The sequence below is a fragment of the Mycoplana dimorpha genome (assembly GCF_003046475.1).
Taxonomy (GTDB): Bacteria; Pseudomonadota; Alphaproteobacteria; order Rhizobiales; family Rhizobiaceae; genus Mycoplana; species Mycoplana dimorpha.
Genome location: NZ_PZZZ01000004.1, coordinates 198,648 through 223,096, shown reverse-complemented (window position 1 = coordinate 223,096; position 24,449 = coordinate 198,648). Strand labels below are relative to the sequence as shown.

Here is a 24,449-nt window from a genome sequence, read left to right as displayed (position 1 = left end):
GCACGCCCTAGGGGAGTCGAACCCCTCTTTTCAGAATGAAAATCTGACGTCCTAACCGATAGACGAAGGGCGCGTGCGGGGGTGCTTCTACTCAGCCGGGGCGGTTCGCGCAAGGCCCGAGGAAGGGGGCGCTGCAAGATATCCACAGGCCGCCCGCCCGCCCCGGAACGTTACTTGCGCTGGGCGCGGCACTGCCAGTTCCAGTCGCGCTCCGGACCGATGTCGATGTGGACCGATTCGGTGTGGCAGTAGGTGCCGACGCCGCCGCGGCCGGGCATTGCGCGCAGGTACTCGGCGAGCTCCCAGCGGCTGACGCCGGCGATCTGGATGTCGGCGGCCTCGCAGCTGGTGTGCAGGGACTGGCGGGAGCGTCCCCCTTTCACCTGCCGGACGCCGGAGGTGACGATGACCGGCTTGCCGTAGTGCTTCTCGACCGTCTTCAGCACGTCCAGCAGCTGCGGCTTGAAGCAGCCGGTTTCGACCTTCTCGGTCTGCAGCCACAGGCCATTGGGCGAGAGGCGGGCAAGGCCCGCCAGCGAGGCGACCTCCGTCACGCCGTTGCCGGTCGGCTGATCGTGCGGGGCGTCCTCCTCCGCTTCCGAATGGTCCTGCGGCGCAAAATCCGCTTCGGGCAGGGTGGTGGTGCCGAGCGAGGCAAGCTGGGCGGCGGCGGCCGTATGGCGGTTCAGGACGGGCTTAGCGGCGTTCTTCGGAACCGCTCCCTGGGCGGGATCCGCCTTGCGCTTGGCGGCAAAGAGCGCCGCAAGGGTCAGGGTCTTGTCGAGATCGCCGGCCGGCGCCTGCCGCGGGGCGCCACCGCCTGGCACGCCGGAGACGGCGGCTTCGAATGCTTGGGGTGCGGCTTCCGCATCCGCCTCGGCGAACATGGCCGTGCGGGCGCTTGTCGGCAGCGGCACGTGCGAGGGCACGAGCGACGCCTCGTTGTCGCTGCCGGGCACCGGTCGGCGCGCGCCGGCGGACGGGATCGAGCCGGTTGTCTCGGCGCCGTCCTGAACCGGCATGCCAGCGGCATCGACCCGGTAGAGATTGCTGAAAGCCGCGTTCTGCGGCGCAGCGGCAGGAGCTGCGCCGGATGAGGCCGCCGGTGCATAGATGCTCGCGGCGTGAGCGTTCAACTGGGCCGGCTGCATGATCGCGTCGGCGAGGTTTGCCGGCTGGGCGGGCATGGCCGGCGCCGCCGATTCCGTCCGGCCGCCGCCGGCTCCAGCCACCGTCACCATCGGATCGCGGTAGCCGGCCACCGCCGCATCGGGTTGTTCGATCTGTTCGGGTCCTTCGGCCGTCTCGACGGAAGGGATACTGTCTTGCGCGCTCATGTCTGCCGTCGCGGACACGCAGCCGGAAAGAGCCAAGACGGCGATCAGGAGACCGCTCCGAAGGCGGAAAGCGTCTCCGCCGGATTTTCGTGAGACCAGCAAGCCGCACTCCTGCATTCTGCACTGCCGGATCGTCGCCGACCCGACGTCATTCGAATCGGAAAAACGCATGACGCCGAAGGCCTATGCCTTGCGTTTTCCCATGGCCCGCGACGAACGTGCGGGCGACGAGACCAATGCACCGGAATGAGGCCGACGAGCGGGAGCGGAGCCCTTCACTCATGAGCGAATCATTCCGTCGCCGGCGGCCACGGCAGGGTCCGGGCGCAGGACGGCGAAAGCATGACGAGGCCACGTGCATGCGTTGCAGGCACGGCCCTCTGGCTAACGCCGGTGCCTAAGGTCGCAGTAGACTTCCGGCACCGGTGTTTGCTTGCTCGAGAAATTAGGGGGTGGGCGTTGCGCGAGGCTTACCAGACGCCGGTATTCGGCATCGACAGCCAGGGTTCTGCCGGGGAGAGGCTGCCGCCCTTCTGCAGGAGCTCGATGGAGATGCCGTCGGGCGAGCGGACGAAGGCCATGTGGCCGTCGCGCGGCGGGCGATTGATCGTCACGCCGTTGTCCATCAGCTTCTGGCAGGTAGCATAGATGTCGTCTACCTCATAGGCGAGGTGGCCGAAGTTGCGTCCGCCGGTATAGGCCTCCGGATCCCAGTTGTAGGTAAGCTCGATGCAGGGCGCGGCGTTTTGCCTGGCGGTCTCGGCGTCGCCAGGGGCGGCGAGAAAGATCAGCGTGAAGCGTCCCTTCTCGTTCTCGATGCGACGGGTTTCGACGAGACCCATCAGATCGCGGTAGAAATGCAGCGATTGCTCGATGTCGGTGACGCGAACCATTGTGTGAAGATAGCGCATGAAAAGTCCTCGGGTCAGATCGGTGATGCGCGCAAAGATAGGCCACCGCAAGCCAGAGGCAAGCCTCGCATCGTAACAGCGGACGGGCAAAACTTTTCGTGAGGACTTGTCCATTCAAGACGGGACGATGTTATTCTGATCGGCAAGAATCAGTTAACCGTAAATCATGTGACGCGTAATCGAGGGGCGGCAGGTCATGGCGGACAGGATGTCGACGAAGGAAATCACCGGGCGTGATGACCAGGGTGGCGATGCGGTCGACCTGATCGAGATCACCGGCGTCATCAAATGGTTCGACGTCGCCAAGGGTTTCGGCTTCATCGTGCCGGACAACGGTATGCAGGACGTCCTCGTCCATGTCACGTGCCTGCGCCGCGACGGCTACCAGACGGTGCTGGAGGGAACGCGCGTCGTGGCGCTGATCCAGCGCCGCGAGCGGGGCTATCAGGCGTTCCGGATCCTGTCGATGGACCAGTCCACTGCCGTCCATCCCTCACAGATGCCGCCGGTCAGGACGCACGTGCAGGTCACGCCGACGAGCGGCCTGGAGCGGGTGCTGGTCAAGTGGTTCAACCGCACCAAGGGCTTCGGCTTCCTGACCCGCGGCGAGGGCACCGAGGACATCTTCATCCACATGGAGACGCTGCGCCGCTTCGGCCTGACCGAACTGCGCCCCGGACAGGTGGTGCTCGTGCGCTTCGGCGACGGCGAAAAGGGGCTCATGGCTGCCGAGATCCATCCAGACAATCCGGCGCCGGGGAACCGGGCGCACTGATGGCGATCCTCGATCGCCTGCCTGCCCTTGCAGGCCGCAGCGCCCTCGTGGCGCTTTTTTTGTCGCTGCAGGCACCGGTCGCGGTCGTTGCGCAGGAGGTGTTCGGCGAGGAGCCGCTGGCGATCATCACCGCCGACGGCAAGCGGCAGGAATTCACCGTCGAACTGGCGTTGACGCCGGGCCAGCGCGCCCAGGGACTGATGAACCGGCGCACGATGGCGCCCGACCGTGGCATGCTGTTCTCCTTCGGGCAGACGCGGCAGGTGCTGATGTGGATGAAGAACACCTACCTGCCATTGGACATGCTCTTCATCGACAGGGGCGGCACGATCCGGACGATCCGGGAGAATGCCGAGCCGCAATCCGAAACGATCATCGATTCGCAGGTGCCGGTCGCCTTCGTGGTGGAACTCAACGCCGGGACGGTCCGGACCCGCGGCATAAAGATCGGTGACACGGTCGAAAGCGAAACGATCCGCAATGCAGGCGACGGGCCCTGAGCCTATGCGCGGGTGGGGCAGGGCGTGTTCGTTGCCTTCAAGTGCCTGCGGCCTGTGGCGAGCCTGCAAAATTCTGCCGCATCTCGCCTGAGCGCGGCGGTTCCGCACAAAGCCATGCATAAGGCCAAAATCTCAGGGAAGATTGCGTGCTTTTTGCCCGATCTGCTTTAATAGCTTCCCCGAACGACAAGCGGGACGACGAAATGGCAGCGCGCGATCGATACTCGAGAAAGCTCGAATGCTCCAGATGTGGACGTGCGGGCTTCGCCGAAGCGTCGGAAGACGACGATCCTAGGCGCAAGAACCCTGGTTTCAGGGTTGATGAGATGCCCTCCGGGTTCTCGACGGAGCGCGCTTCCAGCGATCCGGCCCGCTATATGATCCGATGCCGCTGCGGCAACGTGTTCGCATTCAAGCAGCGCACCCATTATCCGCCGGGTGGTGAGCCGGCCTGACGAAGCGGGCCGGTTCATGGCACCGGATGGTGCAGGCCTCGGGTGGCGCGCTGGCAGCGCACAAGAGGAGAATGGACATGCACCTGCTCCGATTTCCGGTAGTCATCGTCATCTCCCTGGCATTGACCGTGCCCGCGCTCGCGGCCGACTTCGTCCACCCCGGCCTGATCAACTCCGGCAAGAGCCTCAACGAACTTTCGCAGCTGGAGACGGCAAACGGCAACTCGGCCCGGCGGGAGAGTTATTCCCGGCTGCTGCAGAAGGACCATCGCTTTGCGGCCGATTATCAGCCGCAACCGATGGCCTATGTGGTCGTTACCGCCGGCGGCACCAATCCCAAGGAACGGCGTTTCCGAAACGATACGATCGCCGCCTACTTCACGGCGCTGCGCTGGGTCGAGGCCGGCGACGACCGCTATCGCGCCACGTCCATCGCGATCATGAACGCCTGGGCGGAAACCTTCGTCGCGCTGCAGAACGACGTCGGGACATGGCCCGAGCAGGAGCGCCTGGAAGCGGCCTGGGCGGTTCCGATCTGGACGAACGCCGCCGAAATCATCCTGTCCTATAGGCCCCGGCTGGACGTGCGAACCGAATGGAAGGACAACGATGTCCGGCAGTTTCGCCGCTTCGTGAAGCGCATGCACGACCAGATCGCCGAGATGCACAACAAGCCGAGCAACCAGGGCGTTTCCGCCGCCCTGGCCGACGTCACCCTCGGTGTGTTCGACAACGACCGGCCACTCTACGAATCGGGGCTGCGCCAGATGCGCGAGCTGATGCCGAAGATCATCCATCCCGACGGCGAGGTAAAGGAACTGCGCCAGCGCGACTGCAACCATCCGCAATATTCGCTGGTCGGCTTCACTCAGGCGGCCGAGATCGAGATGAACCAGACGGGCAGGAGCACCCTGGCGACGCTGCGCCGGCCGGGCGAGGCGGCACCGATGCTGGCCGCCGGCATCGAATACATGGCACGGGCCCTGAACGAAGTGTCCGATGCCCGGGACTGCCGCGCCAAGCGGCTGATCGATGGCTTCGCACCGATCGCACTGCGCCTTTACGCGACCGACGGCAGGGTGAAGCTGCGCGAGTTGCATGAAGTGATGGACAGCGGCCCGCCGCGCATGTCCGGCCTTTTCCCGGAGGGCACCGCGATCACGCATGGTGGGCCGTAAAAGACGAAAACCGCCGCTAACCTGCTGAAGGATATAGGGTCAGGCGATTTTTGCATGAACTTTTGCCCAAAATGAATTGGTCAGCCGCCGCAAGGCGCACCAATGTCCGCGCCGACGCAACGGATGCATTATGAGGAACAGATGGGCAGGATCGTCTATGTCCACGGTGATTTCGTCCCGGAGGAACAGGCCCGGATCGGACTTTTCGATCGTGGCTTCCTGTTCGGGGACGCGGTCTATGAGGTGACGGCGGTGATAGAGGGGCGGATGGTCGACAACGACCTGCATCTCGCCCGTCTCGAGCGCTCATTGAAAGCGCTTGGGATTCCACTGCCCCAGTCGCTTGCGCAGATCGTGGAGGTCCAGTCGCAGCTGATCGCCCGCAACGCCTTGCATGAGGGGGCCGTCTATCTTCAGGTGTCGCGAGGCGAGGCGGATCGCGATTTTCTCTATTCCGAGAACATGACGCCGAAACTCATCGGCTTCACGCAGGCGAAGACAATGGTCGGCACCAAGACCCAGCGCGACGGCATCTCTGTCGACCTGGCCGCCGATCCGCGCTGGCAGCGGCGAGACATCAAGACAACCATGCTGCTCGGACAGGTAATGGCGAAGCAGGCAGCGCGGGCGCGCGGCTTCGACGACGTCTGGCTGGTCGAGGACGGGCTCGTGACCGAGGGGGCGTCGTCGACCGCCTATGTCGTTACCGCCGACGGGCGGATCCTCACCCGGGCCGCTTCGCAGGCGACCTTGCCGGGCTGCACGCAGCGGGCCCTCGCCCGCCTTTGCGCCATGCATGACGTGCGCATCGAGGAACGCGCCTTCACGCCCCAAGAGGCGCAGGGCGCCGCGGAAGCCTTTCAGACCTCCGCCACCAGCCTGGTGATGCCGGTCGTGCGCATCGCCGACCGGGTAATCGGGGACGGCAAGCCAGGCCCTATCACCAGGCGGCTGCAGGCCCTCTATCTGGAAGCGGCCGGCGTTCCTGCCTAAAGGCAGAGTGAATGGCGCGTCCGCCTTGCTGAAGCGAGACGGCGACACACTTTCGGCAGTCATCCAGTAGGGAACGTCAACGGCGTTCGAAGGGACGAACATGAAAACGGCACGGGAACTGGGGCTGATGCCCAAAGGCAAGCTGGCGGCCGGACCGAACAATGCGATCACCGACGTGACGGGGGTCACGGTCGGGCACCGCTCGCTGCGGGGCGAGGGCATTGCCACCGGCGTGACGGCCATAATCCCGCATCCGGGCGACATTTTTCGCCTCAAGCCGCGCGCCGCCGTCGAGGTCATCAACGGCTTCGGCAAGTCGGCGGGCCTGATGCAGGTGGCGGAGCTCGGCACGATCGAAACGCCGATCCTGCTGACCAATACGTTTGGCGTCGCCGCCTGTACCGAAGCGCTGATCCGCCGCGCCATCGCCGCCAACCCGGCCATCGGGCGAAAGACCTCGACCGTCAACCCGCTGGTCTGCGAATGCAATGACGGCAGCATCAACGATATCCAGGCCATGGCCGTCACCGCGGCCGATGCCGATGCGGCGCTGGACGACGCCCGGGCCGGTGCGGTGGAGCAGGGGGCGGTCGGGGCCGGGTCGGGCATGACCGCGTTCGGCTTCAAGGCGGGAATCGGCACCGCCTCACGCCTGATGCGGGTGGGGAAACGCGATTTCACGCTCGGTACGCTCGTGCTCGCGAACTTCGGCGCGGCGGGCGATCTCGTCCTACCCGACGGGCGGCGCCCGGATCCCCGCGTGCCGGCGAGTCCCGAGCGCGGCTCGGTGATCGTCGTCATGGCCACCGACCTGCCGCTGGGAGACCGGCAGTTGCAGCGCGTGGCGCGGCGTGGCGGGGCGGGCCTTGCACGGCTCGGTGCCTTCTGGGGGCATGGCAGCGGCGACGTCTGCCTGTGCTTCACGACCGCCGATCCGGTCGAACATGATCCCGCCGCGCCGATCGCCAGCCAGCAGCGGCTTTCCGACGACTTCATCGACATCGCCTTCCGCGCTGCCGCCGAAAGCACGCAGGAGGCGGTTCTCAACGCGCTCTGCACGGCGCCGGCGACCGCGGCGCGCAACGGCCGCATCTATCCCGCCCTTGCCGACTGGCTGAAGGAGAACCCGCTGTCATGAAAGTCTTCATCTCCGCCGACATCGAAGGCACGGCAGGCATCGCCCATTGGGACGAGGCCGAACGCACGCATTCCGACTGGGCCGAGTTCCGGGCGTTGATGACCGCGGAGGTGGTCGCCGCCTGCGAAGGCGCGCGCGCCGCCGGCGCGACCGAGGTGGTGATCAAGGACGCCCACGACAGCGGCCGCAACCTGATCCTCGAGCGGCTGCCGGACTATGTCCGGATCGTCCGGGGCTGGTCCGGCCATCCCGACGGGATGATGTTCGGGCTCGATGCCGGGTTCGCCGCGGCGATCTATACCGGCTACCATTCCAAGGCAGGCAGCGAAGTCAATCCGCTCGCCCACACCAACAACCTGCGCATTTCGCGTCTGCTTCTGAACGGGGAGGTGGCCTCGGAGTTCACGATCAACGCGCTGTGTGCGGCGGGCTATGGCGTGCCATCCGTCTTCCTGTCCGGCGATGCCGGCATCTGCGCGGAGGCTCGGGAGGCGGTGCGGGGGCTGGCCACGGTCGAGACGCTGGACGGCAGGGGCCGTGCCTCGACATCGATCTCGCCCGCCTGGTCGCGCCGGCTGATCCGCGAAGGCGTGGCGGCGGCGCTGTCGGGCGACTTCACCCGGGCGCTTCCCGCGCGGGCCGAGCGCTACGAGGTGGTGATCGAGTTCAACAATCCGACCGATGCCTACCGGGCTGGCTGGTATCCAGGCGCCAGGGCGCATGGGCCCCGTGCCGTGGCCTTCGCCAATGCCGACTTCGCGGAAATCCTGCGGGCGCTCGTGTTCATGAAGGCGTAGGGTTCGGGTTCGGGCACTCCACGCGCGCGTTCGCCTTCAGGCTACTTCGAATTCCAGCATTTGCCGGGCCGTACGCCACAGGTCCTCGACCTTGCGGTTGCGACTGCCGGCATGGCGGTAGAGGCGGATTTCGAGGTCGAGATTCCAGCCGTCATCTGCGGAGGCGGGCACGAGACGCCCGGCCTCCACCTGTTCGCGCGCCAGGCTTTCCGGCAGCCAGCATACCCCGGCGCCGGTCAGCGCCAGGTTCATCAGGCCGGCGCTGATCGTCGCCTCGTGCGTCGTGCGTCGGCGGAAGGGCGGCCGGCGCAGCAAGAGCCGCGCCAGGGCCACGCCGAAGAAGGAATTGAACCCGTAGCTGAGATAGGGAATCGCCAGGCGCGGCTGTGCGACGGCCCGATCCAGCAGGTTGCGGCCCGCTTGCGTGCTGCCGGCGATCTCGACTTCGGCCGCCACCAGCGGGACCAGCCGGTCGTGGGCGACGGTGAGCGATTGGAACTTGCCGCGATCCAGGTGGAACGGCACTTCCGGATGGGCATAGGTAAGAAAGAAATCCGCTTCGTCGTCGACGAGGGCGTCCAGATTGGCCTCGATGCCGCCGCGGTCGGGGATCAACGAGGTACTGAAGAGCCCGCCGGCCTTCTCGAGCCCCTTCAGCCAGCGCGGGAAGAACGTCACCGTCAGTGTGTGGAGCGCGGCAAAGCGGATCAGGCCGGGTTCGTGCGGGGGGCGCAGCGCTTCCCTGGCCGCATAGAACGTCCGGATCGCTTCCTCGGCGACGGGCAGGAAGTTCCGCCCGGCCGGCGTCAGTTCGGCCGGCATGGTGGCGCGACTGATCAGGGTGGCGCCCAGCCAGCCCTCGAGCTGCTTGATTCGACGGCTGAAGGCCGGTTGCGTCACGTTGCGCAGTTCGGCGGCGCGCGAGAAGCTGGATGTGTCGGCAAGCGTGACGAAATCCTCCAGCCACTTGATTTCCATTTTCCCGCTCTCCCCTCGCTGTTCGCCTGTGACCGGGGATCATAAGTGTTTCTTTCAAAATGAGTATGCCAATTTCGCATGGGATTTTGCCAAAAGCGAATTGGCCAAGGCTGCTGCAAAATCACACGTTGCAGCTGGAGGAAATTGGCGCTGGTCGTCCGGTGCCGACAGGGGGAGTTGTGAATGGCATTCGGAATTGAAGCTGATCTTATCCTTCATAATGGCCGTATCTGGTGCGGCCGGGAGGAGGGCATCAGCAACGCGGTCGCCGTCTGGCAGGGAAAGGTTCTCGCAACCGGGACGAATGCCGAGATCATGGGCCTGAAGGGGCCGCGGACCGAGACCATCGATCTGGAGGGCCGCTTTGCCAGCCCCGGACTGATCGACAACCATCTGCATCTGATTGCGACCGGCATCGTCATGGGCTGGGTCGATGCCACGCCGGCCGCCGCGCCGACCCTCGCCGTACTGATGGAGAAACTCGCCGAACGCGCCGCGAAGACGCCGAAGGGCGGCTGGGTCCGGGCCCGCGGCTATGATCAGGTCAAGCTGGATATCGGCCGGCATCCGACGCGCGAGGAGCTCGACAGCGCGGTGCCCGACCATCCGGTGCTGCTGACGCGGGCCTGCGGCCATGTCGCGATCGCCAATTCCCGTGCGCTCGAACTGGCCGGCGTGACCGAGGTGACGCCGGTGCCGGAAGGCGGCGTGATCGGCCTGACCGACGGCAAGCTCAACGGCTTCCTTGCGGAAAATGCCCAGAACCTCCTGAAGGCCGCCATGCCGCCGGCCACGACGGAAGAGCTGATCGCCGGCATCGAGCGGGCAGGGAAGTATCTGCTGTCGTTCGGGATCACCAGCTGCATGGATGCCGCCGTCGGGCAGATCGCCGGGCTTGCCGAAATCCAGGCCTACGAGATGGCCAAGCTCGCCGGGCGGCTGCCCGTGCGGGTCTGGCTGACGCTTCTCGGCGATCCGGGCGTTTCGATCGTCGAGGACTGCTGGCGCGCCGGCCTGATCTCGGGTGCGGGTGACGACATGTTGCGGGTCGGCGGCGTGAAGATCTTCCTCGACGGGTCGGCCGGCGGGCGCACCGCCTGGATGTCGAGCCCCTACGAGGGCGAACCCGACAACATCGGCGTGCAAATGCTGCCCGACGCTCAGGTCCAGGACATCGTGAAGTCCTGCCATGACCGGGGCTACCAGATGGCCTGCCACGCCATCGGCGACGGGGCGATCGAGCAGCTCATCACCGCCTATGAAAAGGCGCTGGCTGCCAATCCGGACCCGGATCGCCGCCATCGCGTCGAGCATTGCGGCTATTCAACCCCCGACCAGAATGCACGCATGCAGGCGGCGGGTATCCTGCCGGCGCCGCAAATGGCCTTCATCCACGATTTCGGCGACAGCTACATTTCCGTGCTCGGGGAGGAGCGCGGCATGCAGTCGTACCCGATCGGCACGTGGGCGCGCATGGGGCTGCGGCCGTCGACCGGTTCGGATTCGCCGGTCTGCTCGCCGGATCCGTTCCCGAACCTCTATGCGATGATCACGCGCCAGACGGGGAAGGGCACGCTGATGGACGCGTCCGAGCGGCTGAGCCGTGAGGAGGCGCTGCAGGCATTCACCGAATACGGCGCCTATTCGCAGAAGGCGGAAGCGGTCAAGGGACGGCTCGTGCCCGGCCAGTGGGCGGACATCGCAGTGTTCGACAACGACCTGCTGACCGCGCCGCCGGAAACCATCCTGTCAGGCACCCGCTGCCTCCTGACCCTGCTTGCAGGCCGTGTCGTGCACGATGCGCGCGGCTGACACCTGCCGGAATGACTAAAGTGAATAATGCCGAAGCCGGACGGCGATCGGCACAACGAGGGAGAACAGAATGCTGAAGAGACTGTCACTTGCCGCCATGCTCAGCCTTGGCGTTGCGTCCGCGGCGCTGGCCGAGGGCGAGCGCTACGGCGGAACACTGGTCTTCACCGCGCCCTACGGATCGAGCTTCGCGACGCTCGATATCCAGGCGAGCCCGAACACCCAGGAAGAATTCATCACCCAGGCCATCCACCGGGCGCTCTACAGCTGGGATTCGATCGACAACAAGCCGGTCCTGGAACTGGCGACTTCGGCCGACGTCTCGGACGACGGCACGACCTACACCTATCACCTGCGCCAGAACGCCGTGTTCCATAACGGCAAGCCGCTGACGGCCGATGACATCATCTACAGCTACAAGCGCATCGCCAGTCCGAAGAATGCCTTCCCCGGCGCCAGCTTCGTCGCCAACATCAAGGGAGCGGAGGACTTCATCGCCGGCAAGGCCGAGGACATCAGTGGCCTGAAGAAGATCGACGATCACACGCTGGAGATCACCTTCACCGGGCCGATCAATCCGGGCTTCCCGCTGATGCAGAACACGACGGCGATCTATCCGTCGAACATCGAAGACGAATCCACCTTCGCCAAGAACCCGGTCGGTCTCGGCCCCTTCGTCTTCAGGGAGCACGTGCCGGGCTCGCAGGTGGTAGTCGAGAAGTTCGACAAGTACTACGAGGAAGGCAAGCCCTATCTCGACCGCGTCAACATCGTGCTGATGGCCGAGGATGCGGCGCGCGACGTGGCGTTCCGCAACAAGGAAATCGACGTGTCGGTTCTCGGGCCGACCCAGTACCAGGCCTATCAGGGCGAGGACGCGCTGAAGGACCACCTGCTGGAAGTCGCCGAGGTCTATACGCGCAATATCGGCTTCAACCCGGCCTTTGAGCCCTTCAAGGACAAGCGGGTCCGCCAGGCGATCAACCACGCGATCAACGCGCCGCTGATCATCGAGCGGCTGGTCAAGAACAAGGCCTATCCGGCCTCCGGCTGGCTGCCGATCTCCTCGCCCGCCTTCGACAAGGACAAGGCGCCCTATGACTACAATCCGGAAAAGGCCAAGGCGCTGCTGGCCGAAGCCGGTTATGCCGACGGCTTCGAGTTCGAGGTGACCGCAAGCCCGAACGAAAGCTGGGGCGTGCCGATCGTCGAAGCCATCCTGCCGATGCTGAAGAAGGTCAACATCACCGTCAAGCCGAAGCCTGTCGAAAGCTCGGCGCTGGGCGACGCGGTGACGTCGAACAACTTCCAGGCCTTCATCTGGTCGAACCTCTCCGGTCCCGATCCGCTGAATGCGATGCGCTGCTACTACTCGAAGACGCAGCAGTCGGCCTGCAACTACACCAGCTACTCGAACCCGGAATTCGACAAGCTGTATGAGGCTGCCCAGCAGGAACGCGATCCGGCCAAGCAGAACGACCTCCTGCGCCAGGCCAACAACATCGTGCAGGACGACGCGCCGGTCTGGTTCTTCAACTACAACAAGGCCGTCATGGCCTACCAGCCATGGGTCCACGGGTTGGTTCCGAACGCCAATGAACTGGCGGTCCAGCCCTATGAGGAGATCTGGATCGACGACACGGCGCCTGCATCGCGCAAGTAACACGAGCGTCATGCCGGTGGCCGCGGGAAACATCCGCGGCCACCGGATCGGATACGGCTGTCTTTCGCCAGGATGGCGACCCAACAGGAATCGCTCATGCTTCGTTTCGCGCTGCGACGCAACCTGCAGATTGTGCCGACGGTCATCGTGGTGGCGTTGTTGATCTTCGTCATCTTCAGCGTCGTGCCCGGCAGTTTCGCCGCAAGCCTCTTCGCCGACGGCAAACGCGCCGCCGACCCGCAGATGATGGCCCGCCTGACCCAGGAACTGGGCCTCGACAAGCCGTTGATGGAACGGTTCGTGACCTATGTCACCGATCTGGCCCGGTTCGATCTCGGCACCAGCTTCCGCACCCGACAGCCGGTCATCGACCTCATCAACGACCGCATGTGGGCCTCGCTGCAGCTCGCGATCGCCGCCATGGTGTTTGCCGTGCTCGTCGGCGTGCCGCTCGGCTTTCTCGCAGCGCTGCGCCCCGGATCCGTTCTCGACACGGTGACGATGATCGGTGCGGTGTCGGGCCTTTCCATGCCGCAGTTCTGGCTCGGGCTGCTGATGATGTATGTCTTCGCGCTGCAACTGAACTGGCTGCCGAGCTTCGGCTACGGCGACGGATCGCTGCAGAACCTCATCCTGCCCGCCGTGACGCTTGGCGTCACCCCGCTGGCGCTGCTGGCACGGACGACGCGGGCCGGGGTTCTGGATGTGCTCAACGCCGATTTCATCCGCACCGCCCATTCCAAGGGGATGAGCGAGGCCAAGGTCGTGCGCTGGCACGTGGCGCGCAATGCGCTGGTGCTGATCGTCACGACCGTCGGCCTGCAGTTCGGCTCGCTGATCGGGCAGGCCGTCGTGATCGAAAAACTGTTCGCCTGGCCCGGCATCGGCTCGCTGCTGGTCGACAGCGTGGCAATCCGTGACATCCCGGTGGTGCAGGGCACGATCCTGGTCATCGTGCTTTGGTTCCTCATCATCAATACCGCCGTCGATCTGATCTATGCCGCGATCGATCCGCGCATCAAGCAGGAGTGACGCGGATGCGTTTCGGCTTCAACTTCATGCTCGGCGCCACCCTGACGGCGCTGGTGATCCTGGCGGGGATTCTTGCCCCGTGGATCGCCCCCTTCGACCCGGTGCTCGACGCCGACCTGATGAACTCCGAACTGCCCCCCGACGCGACGTTCTGGTTCGGCACCGACGGGCAGGGGCGCGACGTCTATAGCCGCATCCTCTATGGCGCCCAGATCTCGCTGACGGTCGGCATCGTCTCGCAGGTCATCAACTCCATCATCGGCGTCACGCTCGGCATGACGGCCGGCTATTGGGGCGGCTGGTGGGACGACCTGGTGAACGGGCTGACCAACGTGATGCTGGCGATCCCCTCGCTGATCTTCGCGCTCGCCGTCATGGCCGTGCTGGGACCGGGCCTGCCGTCGCTTCTGATCGCGCTCGGGCTGACGAACTGGAGCTGGACCTGCCGCATCGCCCGCTCCTCGACGCTGTCGCTGAAGTCGCAGGGCTACGTGCAGGCGGCACAGACGCTCGGTTACGGCGACCTGCGCATCATGTTCACGCAGATCCTGCCCAACATGATGGGGCCGATCCTCGTCATGGCGACGCTCGGCATGGGCTCGGCGGTGCTGTCCGAGGCTGCCCTGTCATTCCTGGGGCTCGGCATCCAGCCGCCGTTCCCGAGCTGGGGGTCGATGCTGACGGATGCGCGGCAGCTGATCCAGATGGCGCCGTGGGTGGCGGTCTTCCCGGGCCTTGCCATCTTCCTGTCGGTGCTCGGATTCAACCTTCTGGGCGACGGTCTGCGCGACAGCCTCGATCCGCATATGAGGACGCGCAACCCATGACCGCACCGCTTCTCGATGTCCGCGGCCTGAAGGTGGCTGCAAGGCTGGGGGACCGGGCGCATCCGATCCTCAAGGAGGTCTCGTTCCAGATCATGCCGGGCGAGGCCTATGGCCTGGTCGGCGAATCCGGCTCCGGGAAATCCGTGACGTCGCTGGCCGTCATGGGGCTGCTGAAGAAGCCTCTGCGGGTGGCGGGCGGCGAGATCCTGTTCAAGGGCCAGGATCTGCTGCAACTATCGAAACGCGAGATGCGCCGCCTGCGCGGCAACCGCGTCGCCATGATCTTCCAGGAGCCGATGACGGCGCTGAACCCGCTGTCGACCGTCGGCCGGCAGATCGCCGAGATGTTCGTGCTGCATCAGGGCAAGGGCTGGGACGAGGCGCAGCGGCTTGCCGTCGACGCGCTGGCGAGCGTGCGGGTGCCCAATCCCGACCGGCGGGCCCGGAATTTTCCACACCAGATGTCGGGCGGGCTGCGCCAGCGCGTGATGATCGCCATGGCGCTGGCCTGCAATCCCGATCTTTTGATCGCCGATGAGCCGACCACGGCGCTCGACGTGACCGTCCAGGCCGAGGTGCTGCGCCTGATCAAGGAGCTTTGCGCCGAACGCGGCACGGCGGTGCTGTTCATCAGCCACGACCTCGGCGTGATCGCCAGCACCTGCCAGCGGGTGGGCGTGATGTATTCGGGCTGCCTGGTGGAGGAGAACGAGACGCAGGCGCTGTTCGGCGATCCCCGGCACGAGTACACGCGCGGCCTTCTCGGCGCGCTGCCGCGGCTGGGCAGCCGCAGCCAGCATGGAAGGCAACGGCTGGTGGATATCGACAGCATCATCAGCGACCGCTCGAAGCTCACCGAAACGCGATTCATCGCTCCGCGTGCTGCGGAAGGAGGCCAGCCATGACCGCCCCGCTGCTGCAGGTGGATGACCTGCATGTGCGTTTTCCCATCGCCGGGGGCGGCCTGCTGGGGGGCAGGCGGACGCTTTATGCCGTCAACGGCATCAGCTTCGATCTGGCAAAGGGCGAATGCCTGTCGATCGTCGGCGAATCCGGCTGCGGAAAGTCGACCACAGCGCTGTCGATTTTGGGGCTGCAGGAGGCGACGGAAGGTTCAATCCGGTACCGTGGCCAACCGTTCAGCGGGGCCGGTGGGCCGGGGCGGATGCAGCGGGCGAGGGCCGTGCAGATGGTGTTCCAGGACCCCTATGCCTCGCTGAACCCGCGCCAGACGGTCAGGACGTCGCTTTCGGCCCCGCTGCGGCTGCACGGGATCAAATCCGCTTCGGAGATTTCCGACCGGATCGAGGCGATGCTCGCCGACGTCGGCCTCACCCCAGAACAGGCCGACCGGTATCCGCATGAGTTTTCAGGCGGCCAGCGCCAGCGCATCGGCATCGCCCGGGCGCTGATCCTTGAGCCCGAGATCGTCGTTCTGGACGAGCCGGTCTCGGCGCTGGACGTCTCCATCCGGGCCCAGATCATCAACCTTCTCCTGGACCTGCAGGAAAAGCGCGGCCTGTCCTATCTGATGATCAGCCACGACCTGAGCGTGGTGGAGCACATGAGCGACCGGGTGCTCGTCATGTTCGCCGGCCAGGTGGTGGAGGAGGGGGGCTGGCGGCAGATCTTCGAAACCCCGGCCCACCCCTACACGCGCCGGCTGATTGCGGCCATTCCCGATCCGGACGTGGCCTTACGGCGCAGCGAAAGATCGGAGCGGTCCGCCGACCTGCCGATGCTGGACGGACGGGCATTCGTGGCCGACGGCAGCGTGGCGCCGGACGTTTTCGTCCGACCGGCGCCGTCGGAACTGGTCGAGTTCGCGCCGGGTCACAAGGTCCGTCTCGCCGCGGCGCATTGACACTGCGGGAACGCGTCGGCCAGGGTCGCCGGGTTCTGAAGTGATCGTCGCGGCGCCTAGGGCTGTTTTGCCTTGATGTACGCCGCGAGATCGGCGATCTCTGAACGTGTGAGCGACAGGTTGGGCATCCGGGAGTGGGGCGGCGCCGCCAGGAAAGCCGACAGGCTGCCTTCGTCAAATCGTTCCGATCGACCGATCTGGGCGAACGTCGGCACGCCATCGGTACCGTGGCTTTGGCCTGGCGCCACGACGTGACACTCACTGCACCAGCGTTGCGCGATGTCACGGCCCCGGGCCGCATCGGCCGCGACGCTCTCGCCGACGCCCATCAGGGCAAGAGTAACGGCACCGGCACATTGGAAAGCGCGTATTGCATGCATCGCAAGGCGTCTCCTTGTTACACCAGAAGCTCTGTCGTCAATATTTGGCGGTTTCGGCTTTGCGAATGCATCCAGGGTATGGATTCGCTAGCGTCCGACGTCGTGATATGATGCCAAAAATCGGGCTGTGTCCAGCAATGGCGGAGGCTGCCGCCACACCCTCTTTCACCGCAGCAGAGCGACCCGCACACGCGCGCACATTGACTTCGAAGGTCCAATCGTCACCGGGCGGCGGGACGGGTTTGAGGGCGGCGAGCGAGGCTCGATACGCTCGGGCATCGGATCGCGGGGAGTTGGGGCGGGACGCTTGGCCAAGGCACATTATGGGGCAGGAACCGAAGCGTAAGGAAGTCAGCCGAATTATCGGCGCGATTATACGTCCCCAATCACAGGTGCAGAGGGCTCGGCGCTGATCCAGCGATAGAGCACCCCGCCGGCTGCACCACCGGCCAGCGGGGCAATCCAAAAAAGCCAGAGCTGCTGCAGTGCCCAGCCGCCGACGAAAAGAGCCGGTCCGGTACTGCGTGCCGGATTGACCGAGGTGTTCGTCACGGGAATGCTCACCAGATGGATCAGGGTGAGCCCAACTCCAATGGCCAGCGGTGCGAAGCCCGCGGGCGCCTTGCCATGCGTTGATCCCATGATGATGAACAGGAACATCAGCGTCATCACGAATTCGGTGACGAACGCAGAGGTAAGGTTATACTTGCCCGGAGAGTGTTCCGCGTACCCGTTTGCCGCGAATCCGCTGGCGACGGCATCGAACCCCGCAGTGCCGCTGGCAATGAGATAAAGGAGTGCAGCGCCAACGATGGCGCCAATGATCTGAGCAACCACGTAAGGAACAATCTGCGAAGCCGGGAAGCGGCCCCCGGCGGCCAGCCCGACCGTAACCGCCGGGTTGAGGTGGCAGCCCGAGATGTGGCCGACAGAATACGCCATGGTGACTACGGTGAGGCCGAAGGCCAGCGAGACGCCGAGAAGCCCGATGCCCAGGGTGGGAAACGCCGCTGCCAAAACAGCGGAGCCGCACCCGCCAAACGTCAACCAGAACGTACCGATCGCCTCGGCCGCATATTTACGTGAGTCAGCCATGAGATTGTCCACTCTCAGTTCGCCATCCCGCTTTCCGGATATATGGCGCCAACTGGAGCGGCAAGTCGAGAGCGACGATATCATCGCAATGCGACTCTTGGGCGTCGAAGCGCTGCGAAGAACCTCAAGCCCCGCGACCTCTGTCACCATCGGCCAGTGGACGGAACATCTGGGCGGGTGGTGGCGACCCCTGCAGGATTCGAACCTGCGACCTAGTGCTTAGAAGGCACTTGCTCTATCCAGCTGAGCTAAGGGGTCGTGTGCATCAACCCGCCGTCAATGCGTCCAGGGCTGGATCCGGTTGAAGCGGAAATTGTCCGGGTAGGCGAGTTTCTTGGGCGTCGGCTCGTGCGGCTCGATCACCCGGTAGGCGATGCCGTTGCGCTCGGCATAGGCGACGGCCAGTTCGCGCGTGTCGAAAAACAGCTTCACCTGCTGGCGCATGTCGCCGGAACTGGTGTAGCCCATGATCGGATCGATGGTGCGCGGCCGCTCCGGATCGAATTCCAGCACCCATCGTTGCGTTTTCGCCTTGCCGGACTGCATGGCGGTCTTGGCGGGGCGGTAGATCTTCGCGGTCATGGGTTTGTCTGGCTCCGACGGTTTCACATGTGCCGCTTCGACGTGCACCGGAATGGCGCAGTCACCGCACGGCAAACGCATCGGACGTTTCCCGCAAAGCCGGCCGGACGAGCGCACGGCTCGCGCGGCGGGCCGAACCGCCCTCTGCTGCGCCAGTCCTTAGCATCCGACCGGACGCATTTCAACGGGATAGCCATGCCATCAGCGACGGCCGGCGCAGGCGGCTGTCGCGAACGCCCTGCGGGTCGCTATCATGAGAGGGCCACGTCGCGGTGCCGGCCATGGGACGGCCTGCGCTCTCGTGGCGACGCATCGATGCGGATGGGAGCTGGCAAACGATGAGAACGCCGATTGTTCTTTGCGCAGCCGCCATCGGCCTGGCCGGCTGCGTGACGCAGGGCGGTAACATCTACCCCGAGCCGATCCCCGGCAGCATCACCTATGGCGGACAACCCCGCTCGAAGCTGACGAAGGCGCCGGTCGGCAGTTGGTTCCATCATCGCTTTACCGACCAGTACGGCCGCACCGTCGAGGAGACCTACGTCATCCAGCCCGACCGATCGCTGCTGCTGACCCAGCGGCTGGTGCTGGAGTATTCCGTTCATTCGCATTGACGGCTGTGGATGTCGTTGCGCTCACGTCGGGTTGCGGTCGATATTTGCTGTTGCGGGCTTTGCCGGATGCGTGTATCTCCGCCTGCACGGAACGGCGGAGTGTAGCGCAGCCTGGTAGCGCATCTGGTTTGGGACCAGAGGGTCGGGAGTTCGAATCTCTCCACTCCGACCACCGTCATATCACCCTCTAATTTCAGGCCGAATCGTTAGCTAGTCTTCGTCCCCGCGGCGGACGGATTCGCGGCCCTCTCCTCAAAGCTGCAAACTCAAGTTCCCGGTGCGGCTGCCGCTGTGACGCGCCAGACCGTGTTGCCGACATCGTCGGCGACCAGCAGCCCGCCCGACTTGTCCACGGCAAGGCCGACGGGGCGGCCATGGGTCTTGTTTTCGTCCTGCAGAAAGCCCGTGACGACGTCGCGAGGCTCGCCGTTCGGACGGCCGTCCTTGAAGGGAACGAACACAACCTTGTAGCCATTGAACTTGTCGCGATTCCAGCTTCCATGCTCGCCCACGAAGGCGCCGCCCTGGTAGGCGGCCGGCAGGTTGGTTGCGCTGTAGAAGGCCAGGCCGAGCGGGGCGACGTGGGAGCTCAGGGAATAGTCCGGGACGATCGCCTTGGCGACGAGATCGGGCCGCTGCGGCATCACCCGCGGATCGACGTTCTGGCCAAAATAGCTGTAGGGCCATCCGTAGAAGCCGCCGTCCTTGACCGAGGTCATGTAGTCGGGGACGAGGTTGGGTCCGAGCTCGTCGCGCTCGTTGACGACGGCCCAAAGAGCGTGGGTCTGCGGCTCCCAGCTCAATCCGTTGGGGTTGCGCAGCCCGTCGGCGAAAATGCGGTGGCGGCCGCTTTCCCGGTCGACTTCCCAGATCGCGGCCCGTTCCTTCTCCGCCTCGAGGCCGTTTTCCGTGATGTTGCTGTTCGAGCCGACGCCGACATAGAGAAGCTTGCCATCCTCACTGGCAACGAGGCTCTTCGTCCAGTGATGATCGATCGGACCGCCCGGCAGTTTGGTCACCACGGTGCCGGGCGCGGTGATTTTCCTCTCGCCCGGCTGATAGGGGTAGCGCACGATCGAATCGGTATTGGCGACGTAGAGGTCGTTGCCCACGAGCGCCACGCCGAACGGCGAACTGAGGTGGTCCAGGAAGGTTTCCTTGACGTCGGCCACGCCGTCGCCGTTGCTATCCCGCAGCAGCGTTATCCGGTTGCTTTCCTTGCTGCTGTCGCCCCCGCCGGATGTTGCAACCGACTCGACCCAGGCCATGACGATGTCCTTGGGGCGTTTCACGGCCGTCTCAGGCGGGGCAACCGACTCAATTGCGAGAACATCGCCGTTCGGCAGAACATAGACGGAGCGCGGATGCTTCAAGCCCGTAGCGAGCGCCTTGATCTGCAGATCCTTCGGCACGACCGGCGTCTCGTTCTCCTTCCAGCCCACGACGGAGGCCACGTGCATCGGAGGGAGAAGGTACTGCTTGAGGGCGGGAAGTTTCGGATTGGACCCTATTTCGCTGTCCGGAACAGGTTCGCTCTCGCTGCAGGCCGCCAGACTTAGACCGCAGCCGCAAAGAAGCACGACGGCGACGGCTCGGCCGCCGCTCGGAAGCGAAAGGCTGCTCATGGCGTCAAAACCTCGAAACGTTGGCGTTGGACGATGCGGCCGAGGACGGCATTGATGACCATCAGAACGACGACGACAGCCGAGAGCGTCATTCCGGTCGGTACGACCGACGTCCAGGCATCGCGGCTGTGGATGAAGGCGTTGAAGAGCGCGATGACGAAGGCGGCGATATTGCCCAGCACGTAGAGCCATCCGACGCCCTGGCGGAGCGGCAGCCTTCCGGTGGCGATGTCGATGATGCCGGCCATGCCGGCAAGGCCGCCGACGAGCAGGCCCGCCGCGAGCAGCCACGCCGAAAAATCGGCCCACGTCATTTCCGCCGTCATCCAATAGGCGATGTCGGTCGCAAGGACACCCGTGAAGCAGGCGGCGGAGAAGTGAAGAAGAATGGAGCGCAAGGGGCGGGGCGGAATCAGTATCTTGGCGGAGGGTCTCGCGTAGGTCATCGTCATCATCCGCATGTAGCTGACGGCGGTGAAACTCGGTCTTCGGCGCAATGTTCCGTGCATGGTCATGCAAATATCGAGTGTATCCACCGGGCGCGTAAATAGGTTCCGGCCAGCCGCCGGCCGCGATCGGGACCAGGCGCGACAGCGCATTGTCCTGCCGTATATGCGCCCTGGCGATCACCGGCAGGCATGCCTGGAGCCGCGGGTGTCGGTCAGCGCCGGTTTCAACCTCGGTCCAAGGCACGCATTCCGCTCTATTCAAGGGCAACGCTGCCGCGATCCGGGGCCGGTCGGTTGCGCCGCGTGAACAGGTGCGGCACCGAGGTCTTGAGGCGCTCCATGAAGAGATAGATCACGGGCGTCACGTAAAGGGTGAGAAGCTGCGACACCAGCAGCCCGCCGACGACCGCCACGCCGAGCGGCTGCCTGAGTTCGGCGCTGGCGCCGGTTCCGAGTGCGATCGGCAGGGCGCTCATGATCGCGGCGACCGAGGTCATCATGATCGGCCGGAAACGCATCAGGCAGGCCCGGTGTATCGCCTCGAGCGCCGGGCTGCCGTCTCGCTGCAGCGACAGCGCAACGTCGATCATCATGATCGCGTTCTTCTTGACGATGCCGATCAGCATCAGCAGGCCGATCACCGCGATGATGGAGAGATCAAACCCGAACAGCCACAGCGCCAGCAGTGCGCCGGACGCCGCCGACGGCAGCCCCGACAGCACGGTGAGCGGGTGGATGAAGCTCTCATAGAGGACGCCGAGGACGATGTAGATGGTCACGACGGCCGCCAGGATCAGCAGGCCCTGGTTGGCGGCGGCGTCCTGGAACAATTGCGCAGTTCCGTAAAAGCGCGTTGTCACATCCGGCGGCAGGCCGATTTCCGCCTTCAGGCGGTCGATCTCGCGAACGGAGTCGCCGAGCGCCACCCGATCGGGAAGGTTGTAGGAGATGGTGACGGCCGGCAACTGGCCGAGCTGGTTGATGGTCAGCGGTCCCGGCATGGTCTCGATCCGCGCAAAGGCACCGAGCGGCACAACGCCGCCGCCAGCGGTCCCGACCTGCAACTCCGCCAGCCTTGCGGCGGACCAGTTGATCGCCGGATCCAGTTCCATGATGACCTCGTAACTGTCGCTCGGCGTGTAGATCGTCGAGATCTGCTCCGTGCCGAATCCGTCATAGAGCGTCGAGCGCAGTTCGCCGGCACTGACGCCGAGCACCGAGGCCTTGTCGCGATCGACGACGAGCCTCGTCTGCGGCGCATTGTTCTGGAGGTCGCTGCTCACGTCGGCAAAGTAGGCCCGGTCGCCGCGCATCGCCTCGTAGAGCTTGTCGGCCCAGCTGTTCATGATGCCCTCGTCGAGACTTTGCACGATCAGCTGGTACTGGCTCGCCGAGGCACGCGATCCGACAGAGAGGTTCTGGGCAGGCGTCATGAAAGCCTGGATGCCGGGGACGGTCGCAAGGTGGGCTCGAAGCTTCGACAACACGACCTGCAGCGGCGGGCGTTCGTTCTTCGGCTTGAGCTCGACGAACAGCCGGCCGGAATTGAGGCCGGCTGCGGCACCGCCGGCGGTGCCGACCGAGCTTGCAACATGGGCGACATAGGGCGAGGCGGCGAAGACCGCCTCCACCTTGGCTTGCAGGTCCGACATGGCGGCGTAGGAGACGTCCTCACGGGCGCGGGTCGTCACCAGCAGCTGGCCGATGTCTTCCTGCGGGAAGAAGCCCTTAGGGATCGTGGCAAACTGATAAGCGGCAATGGCGAACGTTGCGAGGAACAGCACGAGCATCGTCGGCCGATGACGCAGGCAGACCTTGAGGGACCGGTTATAGCCCTGCAACATGGCGTCGAAGGCTTGCTCGAATGTCCTGTCCAGTCGTCCGGCAAGTCCGCTGCTGATGCCAGCAGCGGGTTTATCCGGCAGGCGGGAGGCCAACATCGGCGTCAACGTCAGCGAAACGAACGCGGATGCGAGGATCGCGACGGTGACGACGACAGCGAACTCGTTGAAAATGCGGCCGATCACGCCCCCCATGAGCAGGACGGGAATGAAGACGGCTACGAGCGACAGCGAGATTGCAATGATCGTAAAACCGATCTCCCGCGAGCCGGCAAGGGCAGCTGCGAGCGCGGGCTTTCCATCCTCTTCCATGTGCCGGACGATATTTTCCAGCATGACGATGGCATCGTCGACGACCAGGCCGACGGACAGGGTCAGTGCCATGAGAGAGATGTTGTCGATTGAAAAGCCCAGGACATACATCGCTGCGAAGGTGGCGATGATCGATACCGGGACGGCAAGCGCCGGGATCAAGGTCGCGTAAAGCCGGCGGACGAAGGCGAAGATCACGAGGATGACGAGACCGACGGTCAGTGCCAGCGTCAGCTGCACGTCGCGCACCGCGCCGCGGATCGACGCCGAGCGGTCGTTCAACGGCGCGATCGTGGCTGCCGCCGGCAAGGCCTGGCGCAGCGATGGCAGCTTCGCCATCACCGCATCCACTACAGCCACGGTGTTTGCATCCGGCTGGCGCTGAATTGCCAGAATGATCGCGCGCTCGCCGTCGCTCCAGCTTGACGTCTGGTTGTTGGCGACGGAATCGATGACCTTGGTCACCTCGCCGAGGCGCACGGTCCTGCCGTCTTTGCTCTTGACGACGACCCTGGAAAAGGCGGCGGCATTGTCGAGCGGGGTGTTGGCGACGATGGCCATCTGCCGGGCGCGGGTCTGCACGGTGCCAAGCGGCGAACTGTCGTTTGCCGAAGCAACCGCCGCCTTCAGGTCATTGAGGGAGATGCCGCGCGCGGCGAGCGCATCCGGGTCGATCTGGATGCGAACCGCGTATTGCTGACTGCCGAAGATCGACACTTCGGCAACGCCCTCGAGCGTCGAGAGCGTCGGCGAGATCACCTGCTGGGCGATCGCATCGAGCTGCGTCAACGGCACCGTCTGGCTTCGCAGCGCCAGCAGCAGAACAGGCGCGTCGGCCGGGTTGACCTTGCGGTAGCTCGGCGGTGCCGGCATGTCCTGCGGCAGGGTCCTGAGGGTTCGGGTGATCGCCGCCTGGACGTCGGCCGCGGCAGCGTCGATGTTGCGGCCCAGATCGAACTGGATGGAAATGGACGTCGAGCCGAGCGCGTTGGTCGTCGAGATCGTGCTGATCCCGGCAATCGTGGCAAACTGCTTGATCAACGGTGTCGCGACCGAGGTGGCCATTGTGTCCGGCGACGCCCCGGGGAGGCTGGCCGACACATTGATGACCGGAAAGTCGGTGCGCGGCAGCGCCGCGATCGGCAGGCCCAGATATCCGAACAGACCGGCGATCACCAATGCCACCGACAGAAGCACGGTTGCCACCGGGCGACGAATGCAGAACTCGGACAAGGTCATGGCCGTATATTCCAGGGCCGGAATTGCGGGGCGTACCGGCGGTACCGATTAA

The 24,449-nt window shown here is 65.0% G+C and carries 23 protein-coding genes and 3 tRNA genes; 15 read left to right on the top strand and 11 right to left on the bottom strand.

The genetic code is table 11. The annotated features are described in order from the left end of the window. Position 1 precedes the first annotated feature (1 nt). From C7449_RS11225 to C7449_RS11215, 3 genes are all read right to left on the bottom strand, one after another. Positions 2 to 73, bottom strand: a tRNA-Glu gene (locus C7449_RS11225). A gap of 97 nt (positions 74 to 170) precedes the next feature. Continuing rightward, positions 171 to 1,337 carry a YcbK family protein gene (locus tag C7449_RS11220; RefSeq protein WP_245414358.1) on the bottom strand — a complete coding sequence of 389 codons (1,167 nt, stop codon included), beginning with the start codon at positions 1,335 to 1,337 and terminating at the stop codon, positions 171 to 173. A gap of 470 nt (positions 1,338 to 1,807) precedes the next feature. Next, positions 1,808 to 2,248, bottom strand: a complete 441-nt coding sequence (locus tag C7449_RS11215) for a VOC family protein (RefSeq protein ID WP_108002893.1) — start codon at positions 2,246 to 2,248, stop codon at positions 1,808 to 1,810. 196 nt (positions 2,249 to 2,444) lie between these two features. Here C7449_RS11215 and C7449_RS11210 point away from each other — a divergent pair, with 196 nt between their 5' ends. The 7 genes from C7449_RS11210 to C7449_RS11180 all read left to right on the top strand — a co-directional run bounded on the left by C7449_RS11210 (position 2,445) and on the right by C7449_RS11180 (position 8,084). Further along, complete coding sequence (locus C7449_RS11210) at positions 2,445 to 3,023, top strand: cold-shock protein (RefSeq protein ID WP_108002892.1); 579 nt, start codon at positions 2,445 to 2,447, stop codon at positions 3,021 to 3,023. Then, complete coding sequence (locus C7449_RS11205; RefSeq protein ID WP_108002891.1) at positions 3,023 to 3,523, top strand: DUF192 domain-containing protein; 501 nt, start codon at positions 3,023 to 3,025, stop codon at positions 3,521 to 3,523. Before C7449_RS11210 ends, C7449_RS11205 begins: the two co-directional genes overlap by 1 nt. A 203-nt stretch (positions 3,524 to 3,726) precedes the next feature. After that, positions 3,727 to 3,978, top strand: coding sequence for a hypothetical protein (locus C7449_RS11200; RefSeq protein WP_108002890.1), 252 nt, complete (start codon positions 3,727 to 3,729; stop codon positions 3,976 to 3,978). Positions 3,979 to 4,055: 77 nt separating this feature from the next. Continuing rightward, positions 4,056 to 5,156 (top strand): alginate lyase family protein, encoded by a 1,101-nt coding sequence (locus tag C7449_RS11195; protein ID WP_170115862.1) that lies wholly within the window; start codon positions 4,056 to 4,058, stop codon positions 5,154 to 5,156. 141 nt (positions 5,157 to 5,297) lie between these two features. Beyond that, positions 5,298 to 6,149: a D-amino-acid transaminase gene (locus C7449_RS11190; protein WP_108003193.1), complete on the top strand. Its 852-nt coding sequence runs from the start codon at positions 5,298 to 5,300 to the stop codon at positions 6,147 to 6,149. 100 nt (positions 6,150 to 6,249) lie between these two features. Beyond that, positions 6,250 to 7,287 (top strand): DmpA family aminopeptidase, encoded by a 1,038-nt coding sequence (locus C7449_RS11185; protein WP_108002888.1) that lies wholly within the window; start codon positions 6,250 to 6,252, stop codon positions 7,285 to 7,287. Then, positions 7,284 to 8,084, top strand: coding sequence for a M55 family metallopeptidase (locus C7449_RS11180; RefSeq protein ID WP_108002887.1), 801 nt, complete (start codon positions 7,284 to 7,286; stop codon positions 8,082 to 8,084). Before C7449_RS11185 ends, C7449_RS11180 begins: the two co-directional genes overlap by 4 nt. Before the next feature lie 36 nt (positions 8,085 to 8,120). Here the strand turns inward: C7449_RS11180 and C7449_RS11175 are convergent, their stop codons facing one another. Continuing rightward, positions 8,121 to 9,062, bottom strand: coding sequence for a LysR family transcriptional regulator (locus C7449_RS11175; protein ID WP_108002886.1), 942 nt, complete (start codon positions 9,060 to 9,062; stop codon positions 8,121 to 8,123). A 183-nt stretch (positions 9,063 to 9,245) separates the two neighbouring features. On the opposite strand from C7449_RS11175, the gene C7449_RS11170 reads away from it, so the two are divergent. The 6 genes from C7449_RS11170 to C7449_RS11145 all read left to right on the top strand — a co-directional run bounded on the left by C7449_RS11170 (position 9,246) and on the right by C7449_RS11145 (position 16,260). Further along, positions 9,246 to 10,874, top strand: coding sequence for an amidohydrolase (locus tag C7449_RS11170; protein ID WP_108002885.1), 1,629 nt, complete (start codon positions 9,246 to 9,248; stop codon positions 10,872 to 10,874). A gap of 70 nt (positions 10,875 to 10,944) precedes the next feature. After that, positions 10,945 to 12,537 (top strand): ABC transporter substrate-binding protein, encoded by a 1,593-nt coding sequence (locus C7449_RS11165; protein WP_108002884.1) that lies wholly within the window; start codon positions 10,945 to 10,947, stop codon positions 12,535 to 12,537. 96 nt (positions 12,538 to 12,633) lie between these two features. Next, entirely contained in the window at positions 12,634 to 13,569 is a 936-nt protein-coding gene (locus C7449_RS11160) for an ABC transporter permease (protein WP_108003192.1), read from the top strand. A 5-nt stretch (positions 13,570 to 13,574) separates the two neighbouring features. Further along, a complete protein-coding gene (locus tag C7449_RS11155; RefSeq protein ID WP_108002883.1) occupies positions 13,575 to 14,396 on the top strand; it encodes an ABC transporter permease in 822 nt (273 codons plus the stop codon). Continuing rightward, the gene (locus tag C7449_RS11150; protein WP_108002882.1) at positions 14,393 to 15,301 is read left to right on the top strand and encodes an ABC transporter ATP-binding protein; all 909 of its coding nucleotides are present in this window, start codon (positions 14,393 to 14,395) and stop codon (positions 15,299 to 15,301) included. The genes C7449_RS11155 and C7449_RS11150 overlap by 4 nt, the downstream gene beginning before the upstream one ends. After that, complete coding sequence (locus tag C7449_RS11145; RefSeq protein ID WP_108002881.1) at positions 15,298 to 16,260, top strand: ABC transporter ATP-binding protein; 963 nt, start codon at positions 15,298 to 15,300, stop codon at positions 16,258 to 16,260. The genes C7449_RS11150 and C7449_RS11145 overlap by 4 nt, the downstream gene beginning before the upstream one ends. 56 nt (positions 16,261 to 16,316) lie before the next feature. Here the strand turns inward: C7449_RS11145 and C7449_RS11140 are convergent, their stop codons facing one another. The 4 genes from C7449_RS11140 to C7449_RS11125 all read right to left on the bottom strand — a co-directional run bounded on the left by C7449_RS11140 (position 16,317) and on the right by C7449_RS11125 (position 18,317). Continuing rightward, positions 16,317 to 16,640: a c-type cytochrome gene (locus C7449_RS11140; protein ID WP_108002880.1), complete on the bottom strand. Its 324-nt coding sequence runs from the start codon at positions 16,638 to 16,640 to the stop codon at positions 16,317 to 16,319. A gap of 372 nt (positions 16,641 to 17,012) precedes the next feature. Next, positions 17,013 to 17,735, bottom strand: coding sequence for an aquaporin Z (gene aqpZ / locus C7449_RS11135; RefSeq protein WP_108002879.1), 723 nt, complete (start codon positions 17,733 to 17,735; stop codon positions 17,013 to 17,015). 181 nt (positions 17,736 to 17,916) lie between these two features. Continuing rightward, a tRNA-Arg gene (locus C7449_RS11130) sits at positions 17,917 to 17,993 on the bottom strand. Positions 17,994 to 18,011: 18 nt separating this feature from the next. Then, positions 18,012 to 18,317, bottom strand: coding sequence for an ETC complex I subunit (locus tag C7449_RS11125; RefSeq protein WP_108002878.1), 306 nt, complete (start codon positions 18,315 to 18,317; stop codon positions 18,012 to 18,014). 338 nt (positions 18,318 to 18,655) lie between these two features. Between C7449_RS11125 and C7449_RS11120 the strand changes: the two genes are divergently transcribed. After that, positions 18,656 to 18,931 carry a hypothetical protein gene (locus C7449_RS11120; protein WP_108002877.1) on the top strand — a complete coding sequence of 92 codons (276 nt, stop codon included), beginning with the start codon at positions 18,656 to 18,658 and terminating at the stop codon, positions 18,929 to 18,931. A 95-nt stretch (positions 18,932 to 19,026) separates the two neighbouring features. Continuing rightward, a tRNA-Pro gene (locus C7449_RS11115) sits at positions 19,027 to 19,103 on the top strand. 94 nt (positions 19,104 to 19,197) lie between these two features. On the opposite strand, the gene C7449_RS11110 is transcribed toward C7449_RS11115, so the two are convergent. The 3 genes from C7449_RS11110 to C7449_RS11100 all read right to left on the bottom strand — a co-directional run bounded on the left by C7449_RS11110 (position 19,198) and on the right by C7449_RS11100 (position 24,397). After that, positions 19,198 to 20,556 (bottom strand): PQQ-dependent sugar dehydrogenase, encoded by a 1,359-nt coding sequence (locus C7449_RS11110; protein ID WP_108002876.1) that lies wholly within the window; start codon positions 20,554 to 20,556, stop codon positions 19,198 to 19,200. Beyond that, the gene (locus C7449_RS11105) at positions 20,553 to 21,002 is read right to left on the bottom strand and encodes a DUF2231 domain-containing protein (RefSeq protein ID WP_108003191.1); all 450 of its coding nucleotides are present in this window, start codon (positions 21,000 to 21,002) and stop codon (positions 20,553 to 20,555) included. Before C7449_RS11105 ends, C7449_RS11110 begins: the two co-directional genes overlap by 4 nt. 257 nt (positions 21,003 to 21,259) lie before the next feature. Beyond that, on the bottom strand, positions 21,260 to 24,397 hold the full coding sequence (locus C7449_RS11100) for an efflux RND transporter permease subunit (protein WP_108002875.1): 3,138 nt from the start codon (positions 24,395 to 24,397) through the stop codon (positions 21,260 to 21,262). Positions 24,398 to 24,449 lie beyond the last annotated feature (52 nt).

What these genes read in the sequence shown, in the direction of transcription:
- C7449_RS11120 (WP_108002877.1), top strand. Translation starts at nt 18,656, where the DNA reads ATGAGAACGCCGATTGTTCTTTGCGCAGCCGCCATCGGCCTGGCCGGC.
- aqpZ (WP_108002879.1), bottom strand. Translation starts at nt 17,735, where the DNA reads ATGGCTGACTCACGTAAATATGCGGCCGAGGCGATCGGTACGTTCTGG.
- C7449_RS11145 (WP_108002881.1), top strand. Translation starts at nt 15,298, where the DNA reads ATGACCGCCCCGCTGCTGCAGGTGGATGACCTGCATGTGCGTTTTCCC.
- C7449_RS11210 (WP_108002892.1), top strand. Translation starts at nt 2,445, where the DNA reads ATGGCGGACAGGATGTCGACGAAGGAAATCACCGGGCGTGATGACCAG.
- C7449_RS11200 (WP_108002890.1), top strand. Translation starts at nt 3,727, where the DNA reads ATGGCAGCGCGCGATCGATACTCGAGAAAGCTCGAATGCTCCAGATGT.
- C7449_RS11140 (WP_108002880.1), bottom strand. Translation starts at nt 16,640, where the DNA reads ATGCATGCAATACGCGCTTTCCAATGTGCCGGTGCCGTTACTCTTGCC.
- C7449_RS11155 (WP_108002883.1), top strand. Translation starts at nt 13,575, where the DNA reads ATGCGTTTCGGCTTCAACTTCATGCTCGGCGCCACCCTGACGGCGCTG.
- C7449_RS11160 (WP_108003192.1), top strand. Translation starts at nt 12,634, where the DNA reads ATGCTTCGTTTCGCGCTGCGACGCAACCTGCAGATTGTGCCGACGGTC.
- C7449_RS11110 (WP_108002876.1), bottom strand. Translation starts at nt 20,556, where the DNA reads ATGAGCAGCCTTTCGCTTCCGAGCGGCGGCCGAGCCGTCGCCGTCGTG.
- C7449_RS11220 (WP_245414358.1), bottom strand. Translation starts at nt 1,337, where the DNA reads ATGAGCGCGCAAGACAGTATCCCTTCCGTCGAGACGGCCGAAGGACCC.
- C7449_RS11205 (WP_108002891.1), top strand. Translation starts at nt 3,023, where the DNA reads ATGGCGATCCTCGATCGCCTGCCTGCCCTTGCAGGCCGCAGCGCCCTC.
- C7449_RS11175 (WP_108002886.1), bottom strand. Translation starts at nt 9,062, where the DNA reads ATGGAAATCAAGTGGCTGGAGGATTTCGTCACGCTTGCCGACACATCC.
- C7449_RS11195 (WP_170115862.1), top strand. Translation starts at nt 4,056, where the DNA reads ATGCACCTGCTCCGATTTCCGGTAGTCATCGTCATCTCCCTGGCATTG.
- C7449_RS11215 (WP_108002893.1), bottom strand. Translation starts at nt 2,248, where the DNA reads ATGCGCTATCTTCACACAATGGTTCGCGTCACCGACATCGAGCAATCG.
- C7449_RS11125 (WP_108002878.1), bottom strand. Translation starts at nt 18,317, where the DNA reads ATGACCGCGAAGATCTACCGCCCCGCCAAGACCGCCATGCAGTCCGGC.
- C7449_RS11165 (WP_108002884.1), top strand. Translation starts at nt 10,945, where the DNA reads ATGCTGAAGAGACTGTCACTTGCCGCCATGCTCAGCCTTGGCGTTGCG.
- C7449_RS11105 (WP_108003191.1), bottom strand. Translation starts at nt 21,002, where the DNA reads ATGACCTACGCGAGACCCTCCGCCAAGATACTGATTCCGCCCCGCCCC.
- C7449_RS11150 (WP_108002882.1), top strand. Translation starts at nt 14,393, where the DNA reads ATGACCGCACCGCTTCTCGATGTCCGCGGCCTGAAGGTGGCTGCAAGG.
- C7449_RS11170 (WP_108002885.1), top strand. Translation starts at nt 9,246, where the DNA reads ATGGCATTCGGAATTGAAGCTGATCTTATCCTTCATAATGGCCGTATC.
- C7449_RS11180 (WP_108002887.1), top strand. Translation starts at nt 7,284, where the DNA reads ATGAAAGTCTTCATCTCCGCCGACATCGAAGGCACGGCAGGCATCGCC.
- C7449_RS11100 (WP_108002875.1), bottom strand. Translation starts at nt 24,397, where the DNA reads ATGACCTTGTCCGAGTTCTGCATTCGTCGCCCGGTGGCAACCGTGCTT.
- C7449_RS11190 (WP_108003193.1), top strand. Translation starts at nt 5,298, where the DNA reads ATGGGCAGGATCGTCTATGTCCACGGTGATTTCGTCCCGGAGGAACAG.
- C7449_RS11185 (WP_108002888.1), top strand. Translation starts at nt 6,250, where the DNA reads ATGAAAACGGCACGGGAACTGGGGCTGATGCCCAAAGGCAAGCTGGCG.